The sequence below is a fragment of the Micromonospora sp. ATA51 genome, assembly GCF_016802855.1.
Lineage (GTDB): Bacteria > Actinomycetota > Actinomycetes > Mycobacteriales > Micromonosporaceae > Micromonospora > Micromonospora sicca.
In genome coordinates this window covers 48,171-63,385 of sequence record NZ_JAEVHJ010000002.1, presented here as the reverse complement: position 1 = coordinate 63,385, position 15,215 = coordinate 48,171, and the positions used below count along the sequence as shown (strand labels likewise).

Annotated in this window: 16 protein-coding genes; 9 read left to right on the top strand and 7 right to left on the bottom strand. The window is 69.6% G+C overall.

Going from position 1 to position 15,215, the window contains the following annotated elements:
- Window positions 1-245: 245 nt before the first annotated feature.
- Window positions 246-1,010 carry an SDR family oxidoreductase gene (locus JNW87_RS00935; RefSeq protein WP_238452713.1) on the bottom strand — a complete coding sequence of 255 codons (765 nt, stop codon included), beginning with the start codon at window positions 1,008-1,010 and terminating at the stop codon, window positions 246-248.
- A 99-nt stretch (window positions 1,011-1,109) separates the two neighbouring features.
- Here JNW87_RS00935 and JNW87_RS00930 point away from each other — a divergent pair, with 99 nt between their 5' ends.
- On the top strand, window positions 1,110-1,964 hold the full coding sequence (locus tag JNW87_RS00930; RefSeq protein ID WP_238452712.1) for a helix-turn-helix transcriptional regulator: 855 nt from the start codon (window positions 1,110-1,112) through the stop codon (window positions 1,962-1,964).
- 187 nt (window positions 1,965-2,151) lie between these two features.
- Here the strand turns inward: JNW87_RS00930 and JNW87_RS00925 are convergent, their stop codons facing one another.
- Window positions 2,152-2,742, bottom strand: a complete 591-nt coding sequence (locus tag JNW87_RS00925; protein WP_109802840.1) for a hypothetical protein — start codon at window positions 2,740-2,742, stop codon at window positions 2,152-2,154.
- 232 nt (window positions 2,743-2,974) lie between these two features.
- Here JNW87_RS00925 and JNW87_RS00920 point away from each other — a divergent pair, with 232 nt between their 5' ends.
- The 6 genes from JNW87_RS00920 to JNW87_RS00895 all read left to right on the top strand — a co-directional run bounded on the left by JNW87_RS00920 (window position 2,975) and on the right by JNW87_RS00895 (window position 8,599).
- The gene (locus JNW87_RS00920; protein WP_161557883.1) at window positions 2,975-3,136 is read left to right on the top strand and encodes a hypothetical protein; all 162 of its coding nucleotides are present in this window, start codon (window positions 2,975-2,977) and stop codon (window positions 3,134-3,136) included.
- A gap of 237 nt (window positions 3,137-3,373) precedes the next feature.
- Window positions 3,374-4,687 carry an AAA domain-containing protein gene (locus JNW87_RS00915; protein WP_109802839.1) on the top strand — a complete coding sequence of 438 codons (1,314 nt, stop codon included), beginning with the start codon at window positions 3,374-3,376 and terminating at the stop codon, window positions 4,685-4,687.
- A gap of 233 nt (window positions 4,688-4,920) precedes the next feature.
- Window positions 4,921-5,484, top strand: coding sequence for a type IV toxin-antitoxin system AbiEi family antitoxin domain-containing protein (locus JNW87_RS00910; RefSeq protein WP_109802871.1), 564 nt, complete (start codon window positions 4,921-4,923; stop codon window positions 5,482-5,484).
- Window positions 5,379-6,380, top strand: a complete 1,002-nt coding sequence (locus tag JNW87_RS00905) for a nucleotidyl transferase AbiEii/AbiGii toxin family protein (protein WP_238452711.1) — start codon at window positions 5,379-5,381, stop codon at window positions 6,378-6,380. The genes JNW87_RS00910 and JNW87_RS00905 overlap by 106 nt, the downstream gene beginning before the upstream one ends.
- Before the next feature lie 1,201 nt (window positions 6,381-7,581).
- Window positions 7,582-7,926 carry a hypothetical protein gene (locus JNW87_RS00900; protein ID WP_238452710.1) on the top strand — a complete coding sequence of 115 codons (345 nt, stop codon included), beginning with the start codon at window positions 7,582-7,584 and terminating at the stop codon, window positions 7,924-7,926.
- 13 nt (window positions 7,927-7,939) lie between these two features.
- Window positions 7,940-8,599 (top strand): hypothetical protein, encoded by a 660-nt coding sequence (locus JNW87_RS00895; RefSeq protein ID WP_238452709.1) that lies wholly within the window; start codon window positions 7,940-7,942, stop codon window positions 8,597-8,599.
- A gap of 250 nt (window positions 8,600-8,849) precedes the next feature.
- Here the strand turns inward: JNW87_RS00895 and JNW87_RS00890 are convergent, their stop codons facing one another.
- The 5 genes from JNW87_RS00890 to JNW87_RS00870 are packed head-to-tail and all read right to left on the bottom strand — an operon-like array spanning window position 8,850 to window position 12,833.
- The gene (locus JNW87_RS00890; RefSeq protein WP_238452708.1) at window positions 8,850-9,827 is read right to left on the bottom strand and encodes an NAD(P)H-quinone oxidoreductase; all 978 of its coding nucleotides are present in this window, start codon (window positions 9,825-9,827) and stop codon (window positions 8,850-8,852) included.
- Between the two features lie 19 nt (window positions 9,828-9,846).
- Window positions 9,847-10,836 carry a transketolase family protein gene (locus JNW87_RS00885; protein ID WP_238452707.1) on the bottom strand — a complete coding sequence of 330 codons (990 nt, stop codon included), beginning with the start codon at window positions 10,834-10,836 and terminating at the stop codon, window positions 9,847-9,849.
- On the bottom strand, window positions 10,833-11,684 hold the full coding sequence (locus JNW87_RS00880; RefSeq protein WP_109802832.1) for a transketolase: 852 nt from the start codon (window positions 11,682-11,684) through the stop codon (window positions 10,833-10,835). The genes JNW87_RS00885 and JNW87_RS00880 overlap by 4 nt, the downstream gene beginning before the upstream one ends.
- The gene (locus JNW87_RS00875) at window positions 11,681-12,067 is read right to left on the bottom strand and encodes a cupin domain-containing protein (protein ID WP_146231128.1); all 387 of its coding nucleotides are present in this window, start codon (window positions 12,065-12,067) and stop codon (window positions 11,681-11,683) included. Before JNW87_RS00875 ends, JNW87_RS00880 begins: the two co-directional genes overlap by 4 nt.
- A 10-nt stretch (window positions 12,068-12,077) precedes the next feature.
- Entirely contained in the window at window positions 12,078-12,833 is a 756-nt protein-coding gene (locus tag JNW87_RS00870) for an IclR family transcriptional regulator (RefSeq protein WP_109802830.1), read from the bottom strand.
- A gap of 284 nt (window positions 12,834-13,117) precedes the next feature.
- Between JNW87_RS00870 and JNW87_RS00865 the strand changes: the two genes are divergently transcribed.
- Window positions 13,118-14,299: a PotD/PotF family extracellular solute-binding protein gene (locus JNW87_RS00865; RefSeq protein WP_109802829.1), complete on the top strand. Its 1,182-nt coding sequence runs from the start codon at window positions 13,118-13,120 to the stop codon at window positions 14,297-14,299.
- A complete protein-coding gene (locus tag JNW87_RS00860) occupies window positions 14,299-15,213 on the top strand; it encodes an ABC transporter permease (RefSeq protein WP_109802828.1) in 915 nt (304 codons plus the stop codon). The genes JNW87_RS00865 and JNW87_RS00860 overlap by 1 nt, the downstream gene beginning before the upstream one ends.
- Window positions 15,214-15,215: the final 2 nt, after the last annotated feature.

The following is a 15,215-nucleotide window of genomic DNA, read 5'->3' as shown; positions in this document are numbered from 1 at the left end:
ACGGCCCGGAGAAATCAACGAGCCGGTGACGCCAATTCCCTGCGCTGTCAAGCGGGCACATTGGGTGCCGGAATTGTGCGTACGTAAGACTCCGCTAATCGGATTCTTAATCTTTCCTAATCTTGGCCTTCAACCTGCGCGCTATTTTTCTTCGGCAACCCTCAGGTGACGCTTGACCGTTTCCCGACGTCATGGCGGCTCCATGGTCCCGTAAGCGAGCCACCCGCCGCCGGGGCCGGCCGAGACTACTTCCCGTGGGGGTCGGACGCGTTGAGCGTCGCGACGACCTGGTCGTAGTCGCCGCGCGCCTCGCCGTAGCGGAGGAACTTCACCCGCTCGACCTGGATCTCCTTCGCGTCGGGCTGCGACTCGAGCAGCGCGACGACCTCCGCCACGAACTCGTCCAGCGGCACCCCGTACTCGCTGGTCTCCTGCCCGGGCAGCAGCGCGGTGCGGACGGCCGGCGGTTCGAGCTCCACGATCTTCACGGTCGTGTCCGCGAGCTGCAGCCGGATCGACTCGCTGAGCATGTGGATCGCGGCCTTCGACGCGTTGTAGCTCGGGGTGACCTTGAGCGGCGCGAACGCGAGGCCCGAGGAGACGGTGACGATGGTGGCGTCCGGCTGCGCCTGCAGGTGCTCGATGAACGCGGCGATGAGGCGGATCGGGCCGAGCACGTTGGTCGTCAGCACCGCCTCGGCCGAGGCGAGGAACGATTCCGGCTTGTGCCAGTCCTCGATGCGCATGATGCCGGCCATCGTGACGAGGACATTCAGGTCCGGGTGCTTCGCCAGCACCTCCTTCGCGGCGGCGTCGATGCTCGCGGCGCTCGTCGTGTCGATCGCCACGGTGTCGATGTCGGGTTGCTCCGCGGCGATCTGCTCGAGCAGGTCGGTGCGCCGACCGCCGACGATGACCGTGTTGCCCTTGGCCCGCAGCTCGAGCGCCAGGGCGAGACCGATCCCGCTCGTGGAGCCGGGGATGAAGATGGTGTTTCCGGAGATGTTCATGCACCGAGCTTCGCCGTCGTCCCGGGTTCGGGGCAGAGACCGGTCATCGGGGGATCCGCAATCCCTGGTTCGCGCCCGCCGCAGCCGGATACTGGGATCATGGATCGTGCAGCACTGGCCGATTTCCTGCGCCGCCGCCGCGAGGCGCTGCAGCCCGGGGACGTCGGGCTGGCTGCGGGCGCGCGCCGGCGTGCACCGGGCCTGCGCCGTGAGGAGGTCGCTGCCCTCGCCGCGATGTCGACCGACTACTACACCCGGCTCGAACAGCAGCGCGGCCCGCAGCCGAGCGCGCAGATGCTCGCGTCGCTCGCCCGGGCGCTGCGGCTGACGAAGGACGAACGCGACTACCTGTTCCGGGTGGCGGGGCACAACGCCCCGGCAGTCGTGTCCGCGGCGACGCACGTCGCCCCGGCGCTGCTGCGCGTGCTGGACCGGCTCGACGACACCCCGGCGCTCATCCTGTCCAACCTCGGCGAGACGCTCGTGCAGAACCGGATGGCCGCAGCCCTGCTCGGCGACAAGTCGGGCTACACGGGCCTCGCCCGCAGCGAGATCTACCGGTGGTTCACGGCTCCCGCGGAGCGGCTGCGCTACCCCGAGGAGGACCGCGACCGGCAGAGCCGCGCCCAGGTCGCCAACCTGCGTGCCGCGTACGGATCGATGGGCCCGCAGTCGCGGGCCGGTGAGCTGGTGCGGGCGCTGCAGAAGGCGAGCCCGGAGTTCGCCGAGCTGTGGGAACGGCACGAGGTCGCCAAGCGCTTCGCGGACCACAAGACGCTCATCCATCCCCAGCTCGGTGCGATCGAACTCGACTGCCAGGCGCTGTTCACCGAGGACCAGTCCCAGGCACTGCTCGTGCTCACCGCGTCCCCGCGCAGCGAGGGCTGCGAGAAGCTGCAGCTGCTCGCCGTGCTGGGGCACGAGCGCTTCCCCGCCGACGCGACGCCCGGTTAGCCCTGCGGGAGAAATCCGCTACACCTGCAGACGAGGGCCGTCGGTGACGCGCTCGTCTACGTGGATGGCCCGTACCGCGGCGGGAACTGACCGCAGTAGCGGCCACGCTCCGCGGCTTTCCTGTCGGCCACCCACGTGAGGCGGATCAGCCGCCGTAGAGCCAGCGGGCAAGGTCCGGGTACGGGGCCTACCCAGTCAATTCGTCACCGAGTTCAGGCTTGAGGGCTTCGCCACGCCTCCGCAACCGGTACGCCGCGATCGCATTGCCGACGCCGAGCAATGCCAGGATGCCGACCGCCAGCCAGAACCCGACGGCCGGTACGGCGGACATGGCCTCGTCGTAAGGCGGCGGATCAAAGCGACGCAGTACGCCCCGTAGGCCGAGCGCAAGCGCCCCCGCCGCGACGAATGCCGCTACCGCCGATACCACCAGGCGGGACTTGACACCGGCCAGGATCCTGGCAAGCACGCCAGCCAGGACACCCAGCGCGGCGACCATGAAGAGCGGTTGCCCCGGCAGGTAGATGGGCTCCTCGGGACCGATCTGCGGCGCCTCGTTCGGCACCTCCTGCATGACGTACTGACCACGGTCGCCATCCCAGAGCAGGGTCTCCAGGTGGACCTGAGCCCCGCCACCGACGGTCAAGCCCCAACCAGTCCAGGTCACCGCCACACGCCATTCCCCGGCCTCACCCTTCAGCGCCGCGAACGGTAGGGCGAACAGGAGAGCGACCGCGGCGAACGCCGGCGGACTCAAGTTCGTGCGGACCCAGTGCATGGCCGCCTCCTCGACAGATCGACAACGGCAGGATGGGGCGCGGACATCTCCCCCCGATCGCGCTCGGATCTCGGTTCGCATATGCCTCCATTGACCTGACCACGGCATCGTTCCGGGAGTGGAGCCGAGGGGACTCGAACCCCTGACCCCACAACGCCAGGAGCCGGCCAGGCTTGGGGGTCAGCCTGGTTCTGCGCTGCTCGGCGGTCCGCTGAGGTCCGGGCTCGTCCTGGTGGTGGTTGCCACCGCCACCGGGAGCCCGCCGAAAACCGCCGCCGCCCTCATGCAGGCCTGGTGCGCGCGCCATCCCGCCACCGCCTCGGCCCAGTTGCGGGCCCTGGCCAAGCGCACCGACGACCGCGAACATCGCAGACTCGCCCTGGTGTATGCCTGAATCGGCAGTGGAGGACCGGCAGGCGAATTCGCCCGAAACTGCTTCTTGAGGTAATCGCGGCTAGCGCGTGACTCGAATGGCCGGGCTGGAGGTAGAGCGACCGGGAGCACTCCCAGGTGCGCTGACCATCGACGAGGTTGTCGAAGTTCAGGCAGGGCGCGTCCGGTCCCGACCCGGCGGTATCGCAGGAGGCGCGTGCGCGGCCGGTAGGGTGCCGGGTCGGGAGGTGACGGGTCCATGCTCGCTGGGTTGGCCGTGCCGCCGGGGGTGGAGGCCGACCGCGTGATCAGCGCGGTGCTGGCCGACCTGCGCTGCGGCACGCATCGGGGCGTGGTGGTCGACTCCCCACCAGGGGCCGGCAAGTCGACCCTCGTGGTCCGCGCCGCCGTCGAGCTGGCCGTCGCCGGCGAGCCCCTGATCATCATCGCGCAGACCAACGAGCAGGTCGACGACCTCATCGACCGCCTCGCCCGCAAGGCCCCCGAGCTGCGCATCGGCCGGCTCTCCGCCGCCGACTACCGGCCCTCCGCCCGGGTCAGAGACCACGAGACGGTCAAGGTCGCCGCCAAGGTCATCGACCTCGGCGGTCCGGCCGTCATCCTCGGTACGGCCGCCAAGTGGGCCACCGTCACCGAGGGCTCCTGGCCGTGGGCGATCGTCGACGAGGCGTACCAGATGCGGTCGGACGCCCTGCTGCGCGTGGCCGGCAGGTTCGAGCGGGCGCTGTTCGTCGGCGACCCCGGGCAGCTCGACCCTTTCTCCACGGTCGAGACCGCGCGCTGGACCGGCCTGACCTGGGATCCGATGCAGTCGGCCGTGGCGGTGCTCCTGCGGCACAACCCGGAGCTTCCGGTGCACCGCCTGCCCGTGTCCTGGCGACTGCCCGCCTCGGCGGCGCCGGTCGTCGCGGCGGCCTTCTACCCGTTCACCGGGTTCCGCGCCGGCACCGGCCCCGACGACCGGGCCCTGGCGTTCACCGCGTCCGGACCAGGGGACGCGGTCGACGCGGCGGTGGAGCTGGCGGCCACCTCCGGGTGGGCGCTGTACGAGCTGCCGGCCCGGCACACTCTGCGTACCGACGCGGAGGCCGCCGCGGCCTGCGCGGTCCTCGCCCTGCGGGTGTTGCAGCGCGGAGCGGTCGCGCTCTCCGAACACGCGCCGGCCGGCGCGCCGGTCACCGCGGACCGGATCGCCGTCGGGGCCGCCCACCGCGACCAAGTCGCGGCCATCCGCGCACACCTCGGCGAGGCCGGCGCGGGCATCACCGTAGACACCGCCAACCGGCTCCAGGGCCGCGAGTACGACGTGACGATCGTCCCGCACCCACTCTCCGGACGGCGGGACGCGACGGCCTTCCACCTGGAGTCGGGGCGGCTCTGCGTGCTGACGTCCCGGCACCGGCACGCCTGCATCGTGGTGGCCCGGGCGGGCATCGGCGAGCTGCTCGACGCCCACCCCTCGACCGAGACCGTGCACCTCGACGTGCCGGTCAAGTTCCCCGATGGCTGGGCCGCGAACCAGACGATGATCGCCCATCTGGGCGCGACGTAGCCGAGCGGCCGAAGCTGCTCATGATTGAGAACGGTTCGCGCACTTCGCTGGCCGCTTCAGGTATCAGACCAAGGGCGCCTCGTCTCACGTCAACGCGGATCTTGCACGCCCCATCCCGGCGCCATCGGCCGAAGCGCATCAGGTAGGAAATCCGCTACAGGTGGCGGCAACGTGTATAGAGTTTCCCCATGGGGTCAGCGGATGAACCGGGGGCTGAGAGCGTGTTGCTGAGCATGCTCCCGGCCACCTTCAGCTACACCCAAGCTCTTGAAGCTGGCCTGTCAGAGCGGCAGCTGTACCGGCTGCGCGATCACGGGCTCATCGAGCCTGTCGGACGGGGGCTCTACCGGCGACATGACGCGCAGACGGCGGATATCGACCTCATCGAGGTCGCCCGCCGCGCCCCGTCTGCCACCCTGTGCCTGACCACCGCGCTGGCTCGGCACGGCCTCACCGACGAGATCCCCTCCCGTATCGACGTTGCGCTGCCTCGCGGGCGGCATCGACCGGCCACTACCGCGCCGGTCGCCTGGCACTGGTTCGACCCGGCCACCTTCGATACTGGGCGCACGGAACTGCGACTCGACCCGGAGACCTCGATCGGGCTCTACAGCCCCGAACGCAGCATCATCGACGCCGTTCGTCTGCGGCACCGGGAGGGGCCGGATGTGGCGTACGCGGCGCTACGGCGATGGCTGAGGCGGAGCGACGCTTCGCCGTCGAAACTACTGACGATGGCTCGCCGGTTCCCCAAAGCCGAGCGACCGCTCCGAGAGGCACTGGAGATCCTGCTGTGACCGTACGTCCCACGCGTACCACCGTCGCTGGCCGCGCCTACCTCGACCTCCAAAACCTCGCTCGTCGCACCAGTCGGCCCACAGACGAGCTGCACCAGGTCTACGCCCTGGAAGGCTTCCTCGCCCGCCTGTCCCAGTCCCCGTACGCGGACAAGCTCGTCCTCAAGGGCGGGGTTCTGCTGGCCGCCTACGCCGCGCGCCGGCCCACCCGCGACGTAGATCTTCAGGGCCGATGGATCTCGAATGACACGGATCAGGTGCTCGGCATCGTCCGCGACATCGCCACCCTGCACCTCGACGACGGCCTGGTCTTCGACGCGGCGAGCGCCAGCGCGGACACGATCCGGGACGACGACGTCTATGCCGGAGTGCGGGTCAGCCTCACCGGCAGTCTCTCCGCCGCACGCTTGACCTTCCATGTCGACGTCAACGTCGGCGACCCGATCTGGCCCGATCCGCAGCCGATCAAACTCCCGCGGCTGCTCGACGGGGAGTTCGTGGTCACCGGCTATCCGCTCCCGATGGTGTACGCGGAGAAGTTGGTGACGGCGTTGCAGCGAGGCGAGGCGAACACTCGCTGGCGTGACTTCGCCGACGTTTACCTGCTGTCCTGCCGCCACGATGTTGACGGCGACCAGCTGGCGGCGGCAGTGCAGCGGGTGGCCGAATATCGCGTAGTGACGCCCGTGCTGCTGAGCGAGGCCCTCGTCGGCTTTGCGACGCTGGCGCAATCACGGTGGGCGGCCTGGCGACGTAAGCACCGCCTCGACGACCGTCTTCCCTCGGATTTCGGCACCGTGCTGCAGCAGGTGTTCGCGCTCGCCGACCCGGCCTTGCTCGGGAACTGCCGTGGGCGGACCTGGACCGCAACGGCTCAGGGCTGGAGGGCTATGTGACTGACGCCGGGTCGCAGTCCAACTCATCGCTGCTGGGCTCGGGCCCTCCCGGCCGTCGATGGCGGTGCAGCCGCGCCCGGGCAGGCAAAGCTGGATCGGGTCGGGCGACTCGCCGGGGACGCCGGCAGCACCGGAAGCTCCATGGCGATGTCGTGCTCCCGGTCCTTCCACAGCCACCGCCGGTCAACCCGTCGTAGCTCAGAGACTGCGCGTTCGCGCTGGCCAGCCCGGCTTTCGTTCCGTCGCCGTGAGTCGCCGGTCGGCCGCCGGCGATCGTCGCCATGAGTTCGTTGGCCATCGCCAAGTGTGCTGCCGCCTCGGCGACGGTCCACGACGCACCGGGGATGGCGATGTCGGCGGTGGGCAGCCCGCCGATCAGGTCGGCCAGCCGCTTCGCCACGGCAAGGATTTCGTCGGGTAGTTGGCCGCTCTCGGCGCGGTCAGCCACCCTCTGGGCCATGATTGCCGATCTTGATCGATCCCGATCCTGTTCGGGCGATGACCGGCGAAACCGCCGAGGATGGCTCGGCAGTTTCCCAGAGTCGAGCGACCACTCCGAGAGGCACTGGAGATCCTGCGTTGACCGCACGGCCGACGGGGGCCACCGTTGCGCCCCGCATACCTCGAGCCGTCGCGTCCGTCGATGGCGGCGCAGCCGCGGCGGTGGCCGGCACAACCGATCGGGTCGGGCGGTGCGCCGCGCTGCCGGCAGCACACAAATGCCCGTTCACGCCGCCGTTGATTCCCAACATTCATGTCAACCTCCCGTCACTCCACGTGTTCACCCGATCTCTTCCGGTCGATAGCGTCGGGCCAATGGCCGTCGACGAAAGGCCGACGATGAACGACAACGGACACCCGTTCTCGCGCCGGCGACTCCTCGCCGGCGCGGCGGCGGCCTCGGCGGTCACCGTGACCGGCGTGGCCGGCGCCCCGACCGCCGCGATCGCCGCGAGCCCGACCGCCGCTACCCCGCTGGTCTCTCGCGACCGGATCGCCACCGCGACGATGCACGCACCGGGCGGGGCGGCGACCACCGGCCGCTTCCAGGCCGACTTTCACGACCGGCTGGCCGGCTGGCTGGCCTTCTGGTCGGCGAACTCGCCCCACGTCTGGAGCGCCCCGGTCCAGGTGGTCGGCCGGGTCGACCGGCGGCGACGCCTTCACCCTGCACGCGATCCGCTACCGGCGCGACGACGGGTTGCACGACGGGTTCGCCGCCGGCCGGATGGACGGCCGCCATTGGGCGACCCTGGCCAGCCTGCACCACCACTTCCCGACCGTCACCGTGCTGGCCGGCGGGGCCGTCCGGGTCGCCGACGGGGTCGCCGGCTTCACCGGCTCGCCCGCGCAGGTGGCCTTCGCGGGCGCGGCGTGCCGGGAGCTGTGGGGCGACCGGTCGGCCGGCACGGCCCACTGGCAGGAGCACGCCAACCGGTTGCTCAGCCGGGCCGGGCAGCACGTCGGCGTCGCCTCCCGCTCCGGCTGGGCGGCCTTCACCCGGACCAGCCTGCGCCACGGGCTGGGCACCGAATCGTACGAATGACCGGAGGTAACACATGTCCCGCAACGAGTTCCGGTTCGTGGTCGACGGCGTCGACCTGACCGCCGAGCAGCAGACCCTCATCGCCGGCGAGATCCAGAAGGCCGGCCTGGCCGCCCTCTCCTCCGCCAACGCCAAGCTGGCCAACCCGCTCACCCTCGGCCACGCCAACCTCAAGCTCCGCCCCGAGTGGTACGGGCTGTGGGTGCTCGACGCATCTCCGCCGAGGACCTCGGTCAGAAGATCAACGACATCGGTTTCTGGATCCAGCGGTGACCGTCGTCGTCCGTCGTCCGGACCGCCGGAGCGGATGTGCCCGAGCACCCCCGCGGCCAACGCCACGGTGTTCCTCGGCATGATCACTCCGGCGGGTCGGGTCGCCTACGTCACCCCGCAGGTTCCCGCCGACGTAGCGCTCGCCGCGGCGGCCGGCTCGGACACGCCGGTCGAGGCCCGCTACCGGCTCGCCGGGCCGTGCGTCACCTCGTCCTGCGGCTTCTGGACCGGCGAGCACTGCGGGCTGGGCGCCCGGATGGCCGCCTCCTACCAGGAGACCGTGGGGCCGGCGGAGATCGAGCTTCCCAAGTGCGCGATTCGGCGTAGCTGCCGGTGGTTCGCCGAGCAGGGGCCGGTGGCCTGCCCGGCCTGCTCTCATGTGGTCACCGACGCCCACTGACCAACCCCGCCGCCCGGACACCGCGATCTGTTGCTCCTTCGCCCGATGGCGAGGCCTCGCGCGAACACCGAGGGCCCGCGCGAACACACTGTGGCCTCAGCACCCGGCTGGCGAGAAGCTCCTCGTACGCGACGACGTCCCGGAGGGCGTTCTCGTCCAACTCGACGTCGCCCGCCGCTCCAGTGGCAATTGCCAGCGCGGCCGACTGCCCGCTCCGCACTGTCAGACGTGCGGAGCGGGCAGTTCCTGCTCAGCCGCCGAAGTCCAGCAGGATCTTGCCGACCTTGCCCTTGCCCTCAAGCCGGTCGAATGCCGACTTCACCTGCGCCACCGGGAAGATCTGGTCGATGACCGGCCGGACGCGTCCGCTCGCGAGCGCGGGCAGCACCTCCCGTTCGAAGGCGCGGACGGCTTCCGCCTTCTGCTCGATGGGCCGGGCGCGGAGGACGGTCCCCTGCACGCGCACCCGCTTCTGCATGAGCCGCAGCAGTGGCATCTGAGTCTCACTGCCGGCACCGACGCCCACGACGATGATCCGTCCGCGTACGGCGATCGCGTCGAGGTTGGCCGGGAAGTGCGTGGCGCCGACCAGCTCCAGGATGACATCGGCACCTCGACGGCCGGTGAGCTCGGCGACTTCGGTCGCGAAGTCGGCGTCGTGGACGACCTCCGCGCCGAGCGCCTTCACCGCCTGGTACGACGATTCGCTGCGCACGACGCCGATGACCCGCGCACCGGCCGCGAGCCCGATCTGGACGGCAGCGCTCCCGACGCCGCCAGCGGCCCCGTGAACGAGGAGTGTCTCGCCCATCTGCAGCCCGGCCTGCGACCGGATCGCGTCGTGCGCGGTCATGTACGCCTCCGGCACTGCCGCGGCGTCGGCCTCGGACAGCGAGTCCGGCACGCGGGCCAGGTGCCGCTCGTTGACGATCACCCGGTCGGCGAGGCCGCCGCCACCCACGAGGCCGAACACCCGGTCGCCGGGCGACCACGTGGTCACCGCGTCACCGACGGCCTCGACGACGCCCGACACCTCCAGACCGGGAATGTCCGCGGGGCTGCCCGGAGGGGCCGGGTAGATCCCGTTGCGCTGCTGGGCGTCCGCCGGGTTCATGCCGGCGTAGCGGACGCGGACCCGAACGTCGTTGCCGGTCGGGATCGGGTCTGGCCGCTCGACGAGGTCGATGACCTCGTTGCCGCCCGCCCCGGTGAAGACAACCGCCCTCATGACTGATCAACCTTTCCGTTCACGCGTTCAGGAAGCGCAGGGCGACCTGCGCGATGCCGGCGGCATCCAGCTCGTAGTGCCGGTAGAGGTGCGTCGGCGGCCCGATCAGGCTGTACTCGTCCTTGATGCCGTGCCGGTGCAGCTTGGTGGCCACGCCTTCCTCGGTGAGCACCTCGGCGACGGCGCCGCCCAGCCCGCCGAGCACGTTGTGCTCCTCGACGGTCATGAGCCGGCCGGCCCCCCGCGCCGCGGCCAGCACGGCGTCGCCGTCGAGCGGCTTCACGGTGTGCATGTCGAGCACGCCCACCGAGATCCCCTGCTCGCGGAGCTGTTCGGCCGCCGCCAGCGTCGGGTGCACCGACGAGCCGGTGGCGATGAGCATGAGGTCGCTGCCCTCGCCGTGCGCGATGGCGCGTCCGAGCTGGAAGTCGACACCGTGCTCGTAGATGATCGGGTCGCGGCCGCGGCTGGCGCGGAAGTAGATCGGCCCGGGGTGGTTCACCGTGGCGCGGATCGCCGCGTGGAACTGGGCCGGGTCCGACGGCGCGATCACGGTCATGTTGGCCATGCTGCGCATGATGGCCAGGTCCTCGGTGGCGTGGTGCGAGGTGCCGTAGAAGCCGAGGCTGATGCCGGCGTGGTGGCCGATGAGGCGGACCGGCTGGTTGCAGTACGCCACGTCGGTGCGGATCTGCTCGCAGCACAGCAGCGCCAGGAACGACGCGAACGTCGCGGTGTAGGGCAGCAGGCCCGTGGTGGCCAGCCCGGCCGACGCCGACACCATGTTCTGCTCGGAGATGCCGAACTGCAGGAACCGCTCGGGGTGCTTCTCCTGGAAGCGCACCAGCCCGTTGGAGTACTTGAGGTCGGCGGTGGTGACCGCGATGGGGTGTCCCTCGTCGGTCAGCTCGATGAGGGCCTGCGAGATGGCGGCGAACCCGGGCGCCTGGTCCAGCAGCATCAGCAGGTGCCAGGAGTCGGGGTGCAGCTCGGGCTCGCTGGTGGTCACGCGTTGCTCCTCAGGTGCGCGAGGGCGGCTTTCTCGTCGGAGGGGTGCAGGTAGCCGAGGTGCCAGCCGAACTGGGTCTCCATGTAGGGGATGCCCTTGCCCTTGACGGTGTGGGCCACGATGACCGTCGGCTTGCCGCCGTCGCTGGCGGCGGTCGCGTCGCGCAGGGCCCGCAACACCTGGGGTACGTCGTGGCCGTCGATGTCGATGGTGTTCCAGCCGAAGGCCTGCCACTTGTCGAGCACCGGCTCGATGCCGATGACGTCGTCGACCTTGCCGTCGAGGCTGTACTCGTTGCGGTCGACGATCGCGATCAGGTTGCCGGTGCGGTGGTGGGCCGCGGACAGCGCCGCTTCCCACACCTGACCCTCGTGCTGCTCGCCGTCGCCGAGCAGCACGAAGACGTTGTAGTCGATCTTGTTGAGCCGGCCGCCGAGGGCCATCCCGAGACCGGCGGACAGCGCATGCCCCAGGGAGCCGGAGCTGAAGTCGATGCCCGGCACCTTGCGCATGTCCGGGTGGTCGCCGAGCGGGTTGCCGAGGCGGGTGTACTCGTCGAGCACGGACTTGTCGAAGAAGCCGTAGTCGGCGAGGAACGGGTACAGCGCGATCGCCGCGTGGCCCTTGCCGAAGAGGAAGCGGTCGCGTTGCTTCCACTGCGGCTCGCCCGGCTTGAGCCGCATGATGTCGCCGTAGTAGAGCGTCGCGAGGATCTCGGCGCAGGAGAAGGCCGAGGCGTAGTGCCCGGTCTTCGCGATGCCGGTCAGGCGCACCGTCTCCTCGCGGGCGAAGAGCGCCTTCTCCTTGATCCGGGCGATCAGCTCACCGTCGTCGGCTGCTGCACTCACTGGTTCTCCTCCACGAATTCCGGAACCTGTCCCTCGACCGGGGGAGGCGACAGGGAGCACACGATCTCGAGCGTCTCCGAGCCGTCGTTGATCTGTCCGTGCACGCGGTTTGCCGCGATGTAGACGGACAGGCCGGGCTCCAAGCGGATGGGCTCGTGGTCTTCGAGATACATCAGGCCGGTGCCGCGCACCACGTAGTAGGCCTCTTCGTAGTCGTGCCGGTGGCGGCGGACCTGCTGGCCCGGCTGCATGACGCACAGCGAAACGCCGACCCCGACGGAGCCCACGGTCTTCGGATGCACCAGTCGGTAGACCGGTGCACCGAGCGCGAGGAACTCTCGTCCCTGATCACGACGTACGACGGGGGTTGTTCCGTCAGACAAAGCGTTTCTCCTAACTGGAGTAGCCGAGCGAGCGGGAGACCTCCGCGGCCGCCTCCCGCACCATCGATTCGTGTCGCTGTCGGTTGTCACCGAGCAGCACGGGAGACACGCCGGCCAGTGACAGCGCGGCGCAGACCGTGCCGGTGTGGTTGAAGACGGGAGCGGCGATCGACGCGATGCCGGGGGTCACGTCCTCGTCGCTGATGACGATTCCCGCGTTCACGTCCGCCGCGAGGGACTGCCGCACCAGCTCGGGGGTGTTCAGGGTCTTGCTTGTGTAGGTGGTGAGCGGCGAGCGGAACAGGTACTCGTCCCAGAGGGCTTCGCCAGCGAAAGCGAGGAGGACACGAGGTGCCCCGCCGACGTGCAACGGCAGCCGGCCGCCGAGCCTGAGCTCGAGAATCTGGACGCGCGCGCCGTCGATGCGCTCGATGCACACCGCCTCGAGCCCCTGGCGTACGCACAGGAAAACGGTTTCGCCGGTCTGCTCGTGCAGCCGCTCCATGACGGGCAGCGCGGCCTGACGCTCGTCGAACCGCTGAGCAACCGCCGCGCCCAGCCGGAACACCTTGAGCCCGAGCCGGTATTGCCCCCGCCGCGCACCTGGCTCCACCCACCCGAGTTCCTGCATGCTCTCCAGAAGGCGGTACACGCTCGTACGGGGCTCCTCCAGCGCCTCGATGAGCCCGGCGATCGGCATCTCGCCCTGGTCGGCGAGCAGCTCCAGCACCCGGTCGGCCTTGCTGAGCACATTCACCGGCGGCATGACGTCTCCCGTTGTCCCGCGTAGCGGTCAGGCTGACCGTAGAGCGGGACTATAGCGGAGCACGGCGACCGCTGTACAGACCACAGTGCATTCCTCTTTCCGAGGTGCCATAGCCAAACTATTGCAGGTGGCATGGCTGCGTTCGGCGCGTCTGGGCGGGAGTGTCGGGATCGCGGGTGGGCGCTGGAGGGGCGACGGCAAGAAACTCTGTACCGCCCTATGGACAAGTCGTCCGTCCGGTGGAACAGTACTGCCACCGAGTCGATGTGTGACAGGAGATACACATGGCTGAAACGCCGTTGAAACCGCAAGGTCTTACTCGACGCGGTCTGCTGCGTCGGGGAGGGCTCCTCGCCGCCCTCGCCGTGTCCGCGCCGACCCTCCTGGCCGCCTGCGGCGACGGTGGGGAGTCCGCGGCGGTGCCCAAGGTGGGTGACAAGGTCGGTGGGGCGCTGAACTTCCTGTCCTGGGAGGGCTACGACCTCACCGGATCACAGAAGATGAAGGCGTGGCAGGGCGAGACGAGCGTCAAGGTCAACCCCACCTACATCTCGACGAGCGACGACATCCTCGCGAAGATCAAGTCCGGCTCCAGCGTCGGCTACGACCTCATCACCTATTACCAGGCGTACGGACCCCTGTACTCGAAGAAGCCGCTGGAGATCATCGAGCCGCTCGACCTGGCGCACATCCCGAACGCCGCGAAGCTCTTCCCGTTCTTCCGCGAGGGTGACGCCGCGGCGAAGTTCTGGAACATCGACGGCAAGCAGGTGGGCATCCCGATGTTCTGGAGCGCCACCACGCTTGACTACCGCACCGACCGCATGGCGAAGCCCGAGTCGTGGCTCGACCTGCTGAAGCCCGAGTTCAAGGGCAAGATCGGCTGGGTCCCGGACGCGACGGCAGCGTTCACCCTCGGCGGCCGGATCCTCGGGTTCGACGTCCCCAACTACACCCAGGACCAGTTCAAGCAGATCGTCGAACTGCTCCGCCGGTTCCGCGGGCAGATCAAGGGCTTCGCGCCCTCCTTCGGTGACCTCACCAACCAGCTGGTCAGCGGTGAGGTGATCGCCTCCTTCGCCGGCTGGTCGACGGTCGGGCTGTGGGCCGGGGACAAGGGCGCCAAGGTGGAAAGCATCATCCCGAAGGAGGGCACCTACACCTCCTGTGACGCGTGGGCGGTGCCCAAGACGACGCAAAACCGCGACACCGCGTACGCCTGGGTCAACCAGGCCCTCTCGCCAGAGGTGCAGGCGGAGGCCGCCGTGGCGCTCGGCACGGCCGTGACCTCGCCGGAGGCGGTCAAGTTGCTGCCTGCCAAACAGCAGAAGCTCTACCCGTACGACAACCTCGACGAGTTCTTCACCAAGGCCCCGGTCTTCGGCTTCCCGGACAAGGGGCGGTCGGGGATCGTGCAGCACGAGGAGTGGCTCAGCGAGTGGTCGAACATCCAGGGAGGCGTGTGATGGTTGCGGCCGTCGTACCGCCTCAGGCGGGCGTCGCCGCGGCACAGCCACCCGCACCGGCTCGTCGGCGCGGGTGGCTGCTGACCCTGCCGGCCGTTGTCGTCCTGGGCTTCCTCCTGCTGGCTCCCTTCCTGGTGTTCACCGTCTACGCGTTCCTGCAGGGCGGTTTCTACGAGGTGACGGGCACCGTCACTTTGTCGAACTTCACCTCGGCCGTGGGTTCGGAGTTGACCCGCCGGCTCACGCTGAATGCGCTCGGGATCGGGTTCGTCACCGCGGCCCTGACCCTGGCGCTCGGGGTGCCGCTCGCGTACGCGATTCGGTACCGCGCCGGGCGCATGGAATACCCGCTGCTGGCGCTCGTGGTGTTCTCGATGTTCACCAGCTACCTCGTCCGCATCTACGCGTGGCGGGTGATCCTCGGCAAGGACGGGCTGCTCACGCAGGTCCTCGGACCGATCGGTCTGGCCCCGCAGGACGGATCGCTGCTGTTCTCGAAGCCGGCCGTCGTCATCGCGCTGGTCCATATCTTCGTGCCGTACGTCGCTCTCGTCGCCTATGCCGCGTTCCGCAACATCCCAGGCGACTTCTTCGATCTCGCCGCCGACCTCGGCGCCGGCCGGATGCAGCGGTGGCGCCGCGTCGTCCTGCCGCTGGTCGCGCCGGCGGCGGCCTCCGGCTTCCTCTACACCTTCGTGTTGGCCGCCAGCGACTACGTCACCCCGCAGTTTCTCGGAGGAACGGACGGGAACATGGTGGGGCTGCAGATCTCGCAGCAGTTCACGCAGTTCGGTAATTATCCGCTCGGCGCGGCGACCTCGATCATCGTGCTGCTGCTGTTCATGCTCGCCTACGCCGTCGTCACCGTGTTCCTCCGCGTGCTGGGCCTGAACTCCGTGGTTATCAAGGGGTGAGC

Coding starts and splice junctions, on each gene's coding strand:
- JNW87_RS00935 (WP_238452713.1), bottom strand. CDS start 1,010: ATGAACATCTCCGGAAACACCATCTTCATCCCCGGCTCCACGAGCGGG.
- JNW87_RS00930 (WP_238452712.1), top strand. CDS start 1,110: ATGGATCGTGCAGCACTGGCCGATTTCCTGCGCCGCCGCCGCGAGGCG.
- JNW87_RS00925 (WP_109802840.1), bottom strand. CDS start 2,742: ATGCACTGGGTCCGCACGAACTTGAGTCCGCCGGCGTTCGCCGCGGTC.
- JNW87_RS00915 (WP_109802839.1), top strand. CDS start 3,374: ATGCTCGCTGGGTTGGCCGTGCCGCCGGGGGTGGAGGCCGACCGCGTG.
- JNW87_RS00910 (WP_109802871.1), top strand. CDS start 4,921: ATGCTCCCGGCCACCTTCAGCTACACCCAAGCTCTTGAAGCTGGCCTG.
- JNW87_RS00905 (WP_238452711.1), top strand. CDS start 5,379: ATGGCTGAGGCGGAGCGACGCTTCGCCGTCGAAACTACTGACGATGGC.
- JNW87_RS00895 (WP_238452709.1), top strand. CDS start 7,940: ATGTCCCGCAACGAGTTCCGGTTCGTGGTCGACGGCGTCGACCTGACC.
- JNW87_RS00890 (WP_238452708.1), bottom strand. CDS start 9,827: ATGAGGGCGGTTGTCTTCACCGGGGCGGGCGGCAACGAGGTCATCGAC.
- JNW87_RS00870 (WP_109802830.1), bottom strand. CDS start 12,833: ATGCCGCCGGTGAATGTGCTCAGCAAGGCCGACCGGGTGCTGGAGCTG.
- JNW87_RS00865 (WP_109802829.1), top strand. CDS start 13,118: ATGGCTGAAACGCCGTTGAAACCGCAAGGTCTTACTCGACGCGGTCTG.
- JNW87_RS00860 (WP_109802828.1), top strand. CDS start 14,299: ATGGTTGCGGCCGTCGTACCGCCTCAGGCGGGCGTCGCCGCGGCACAG.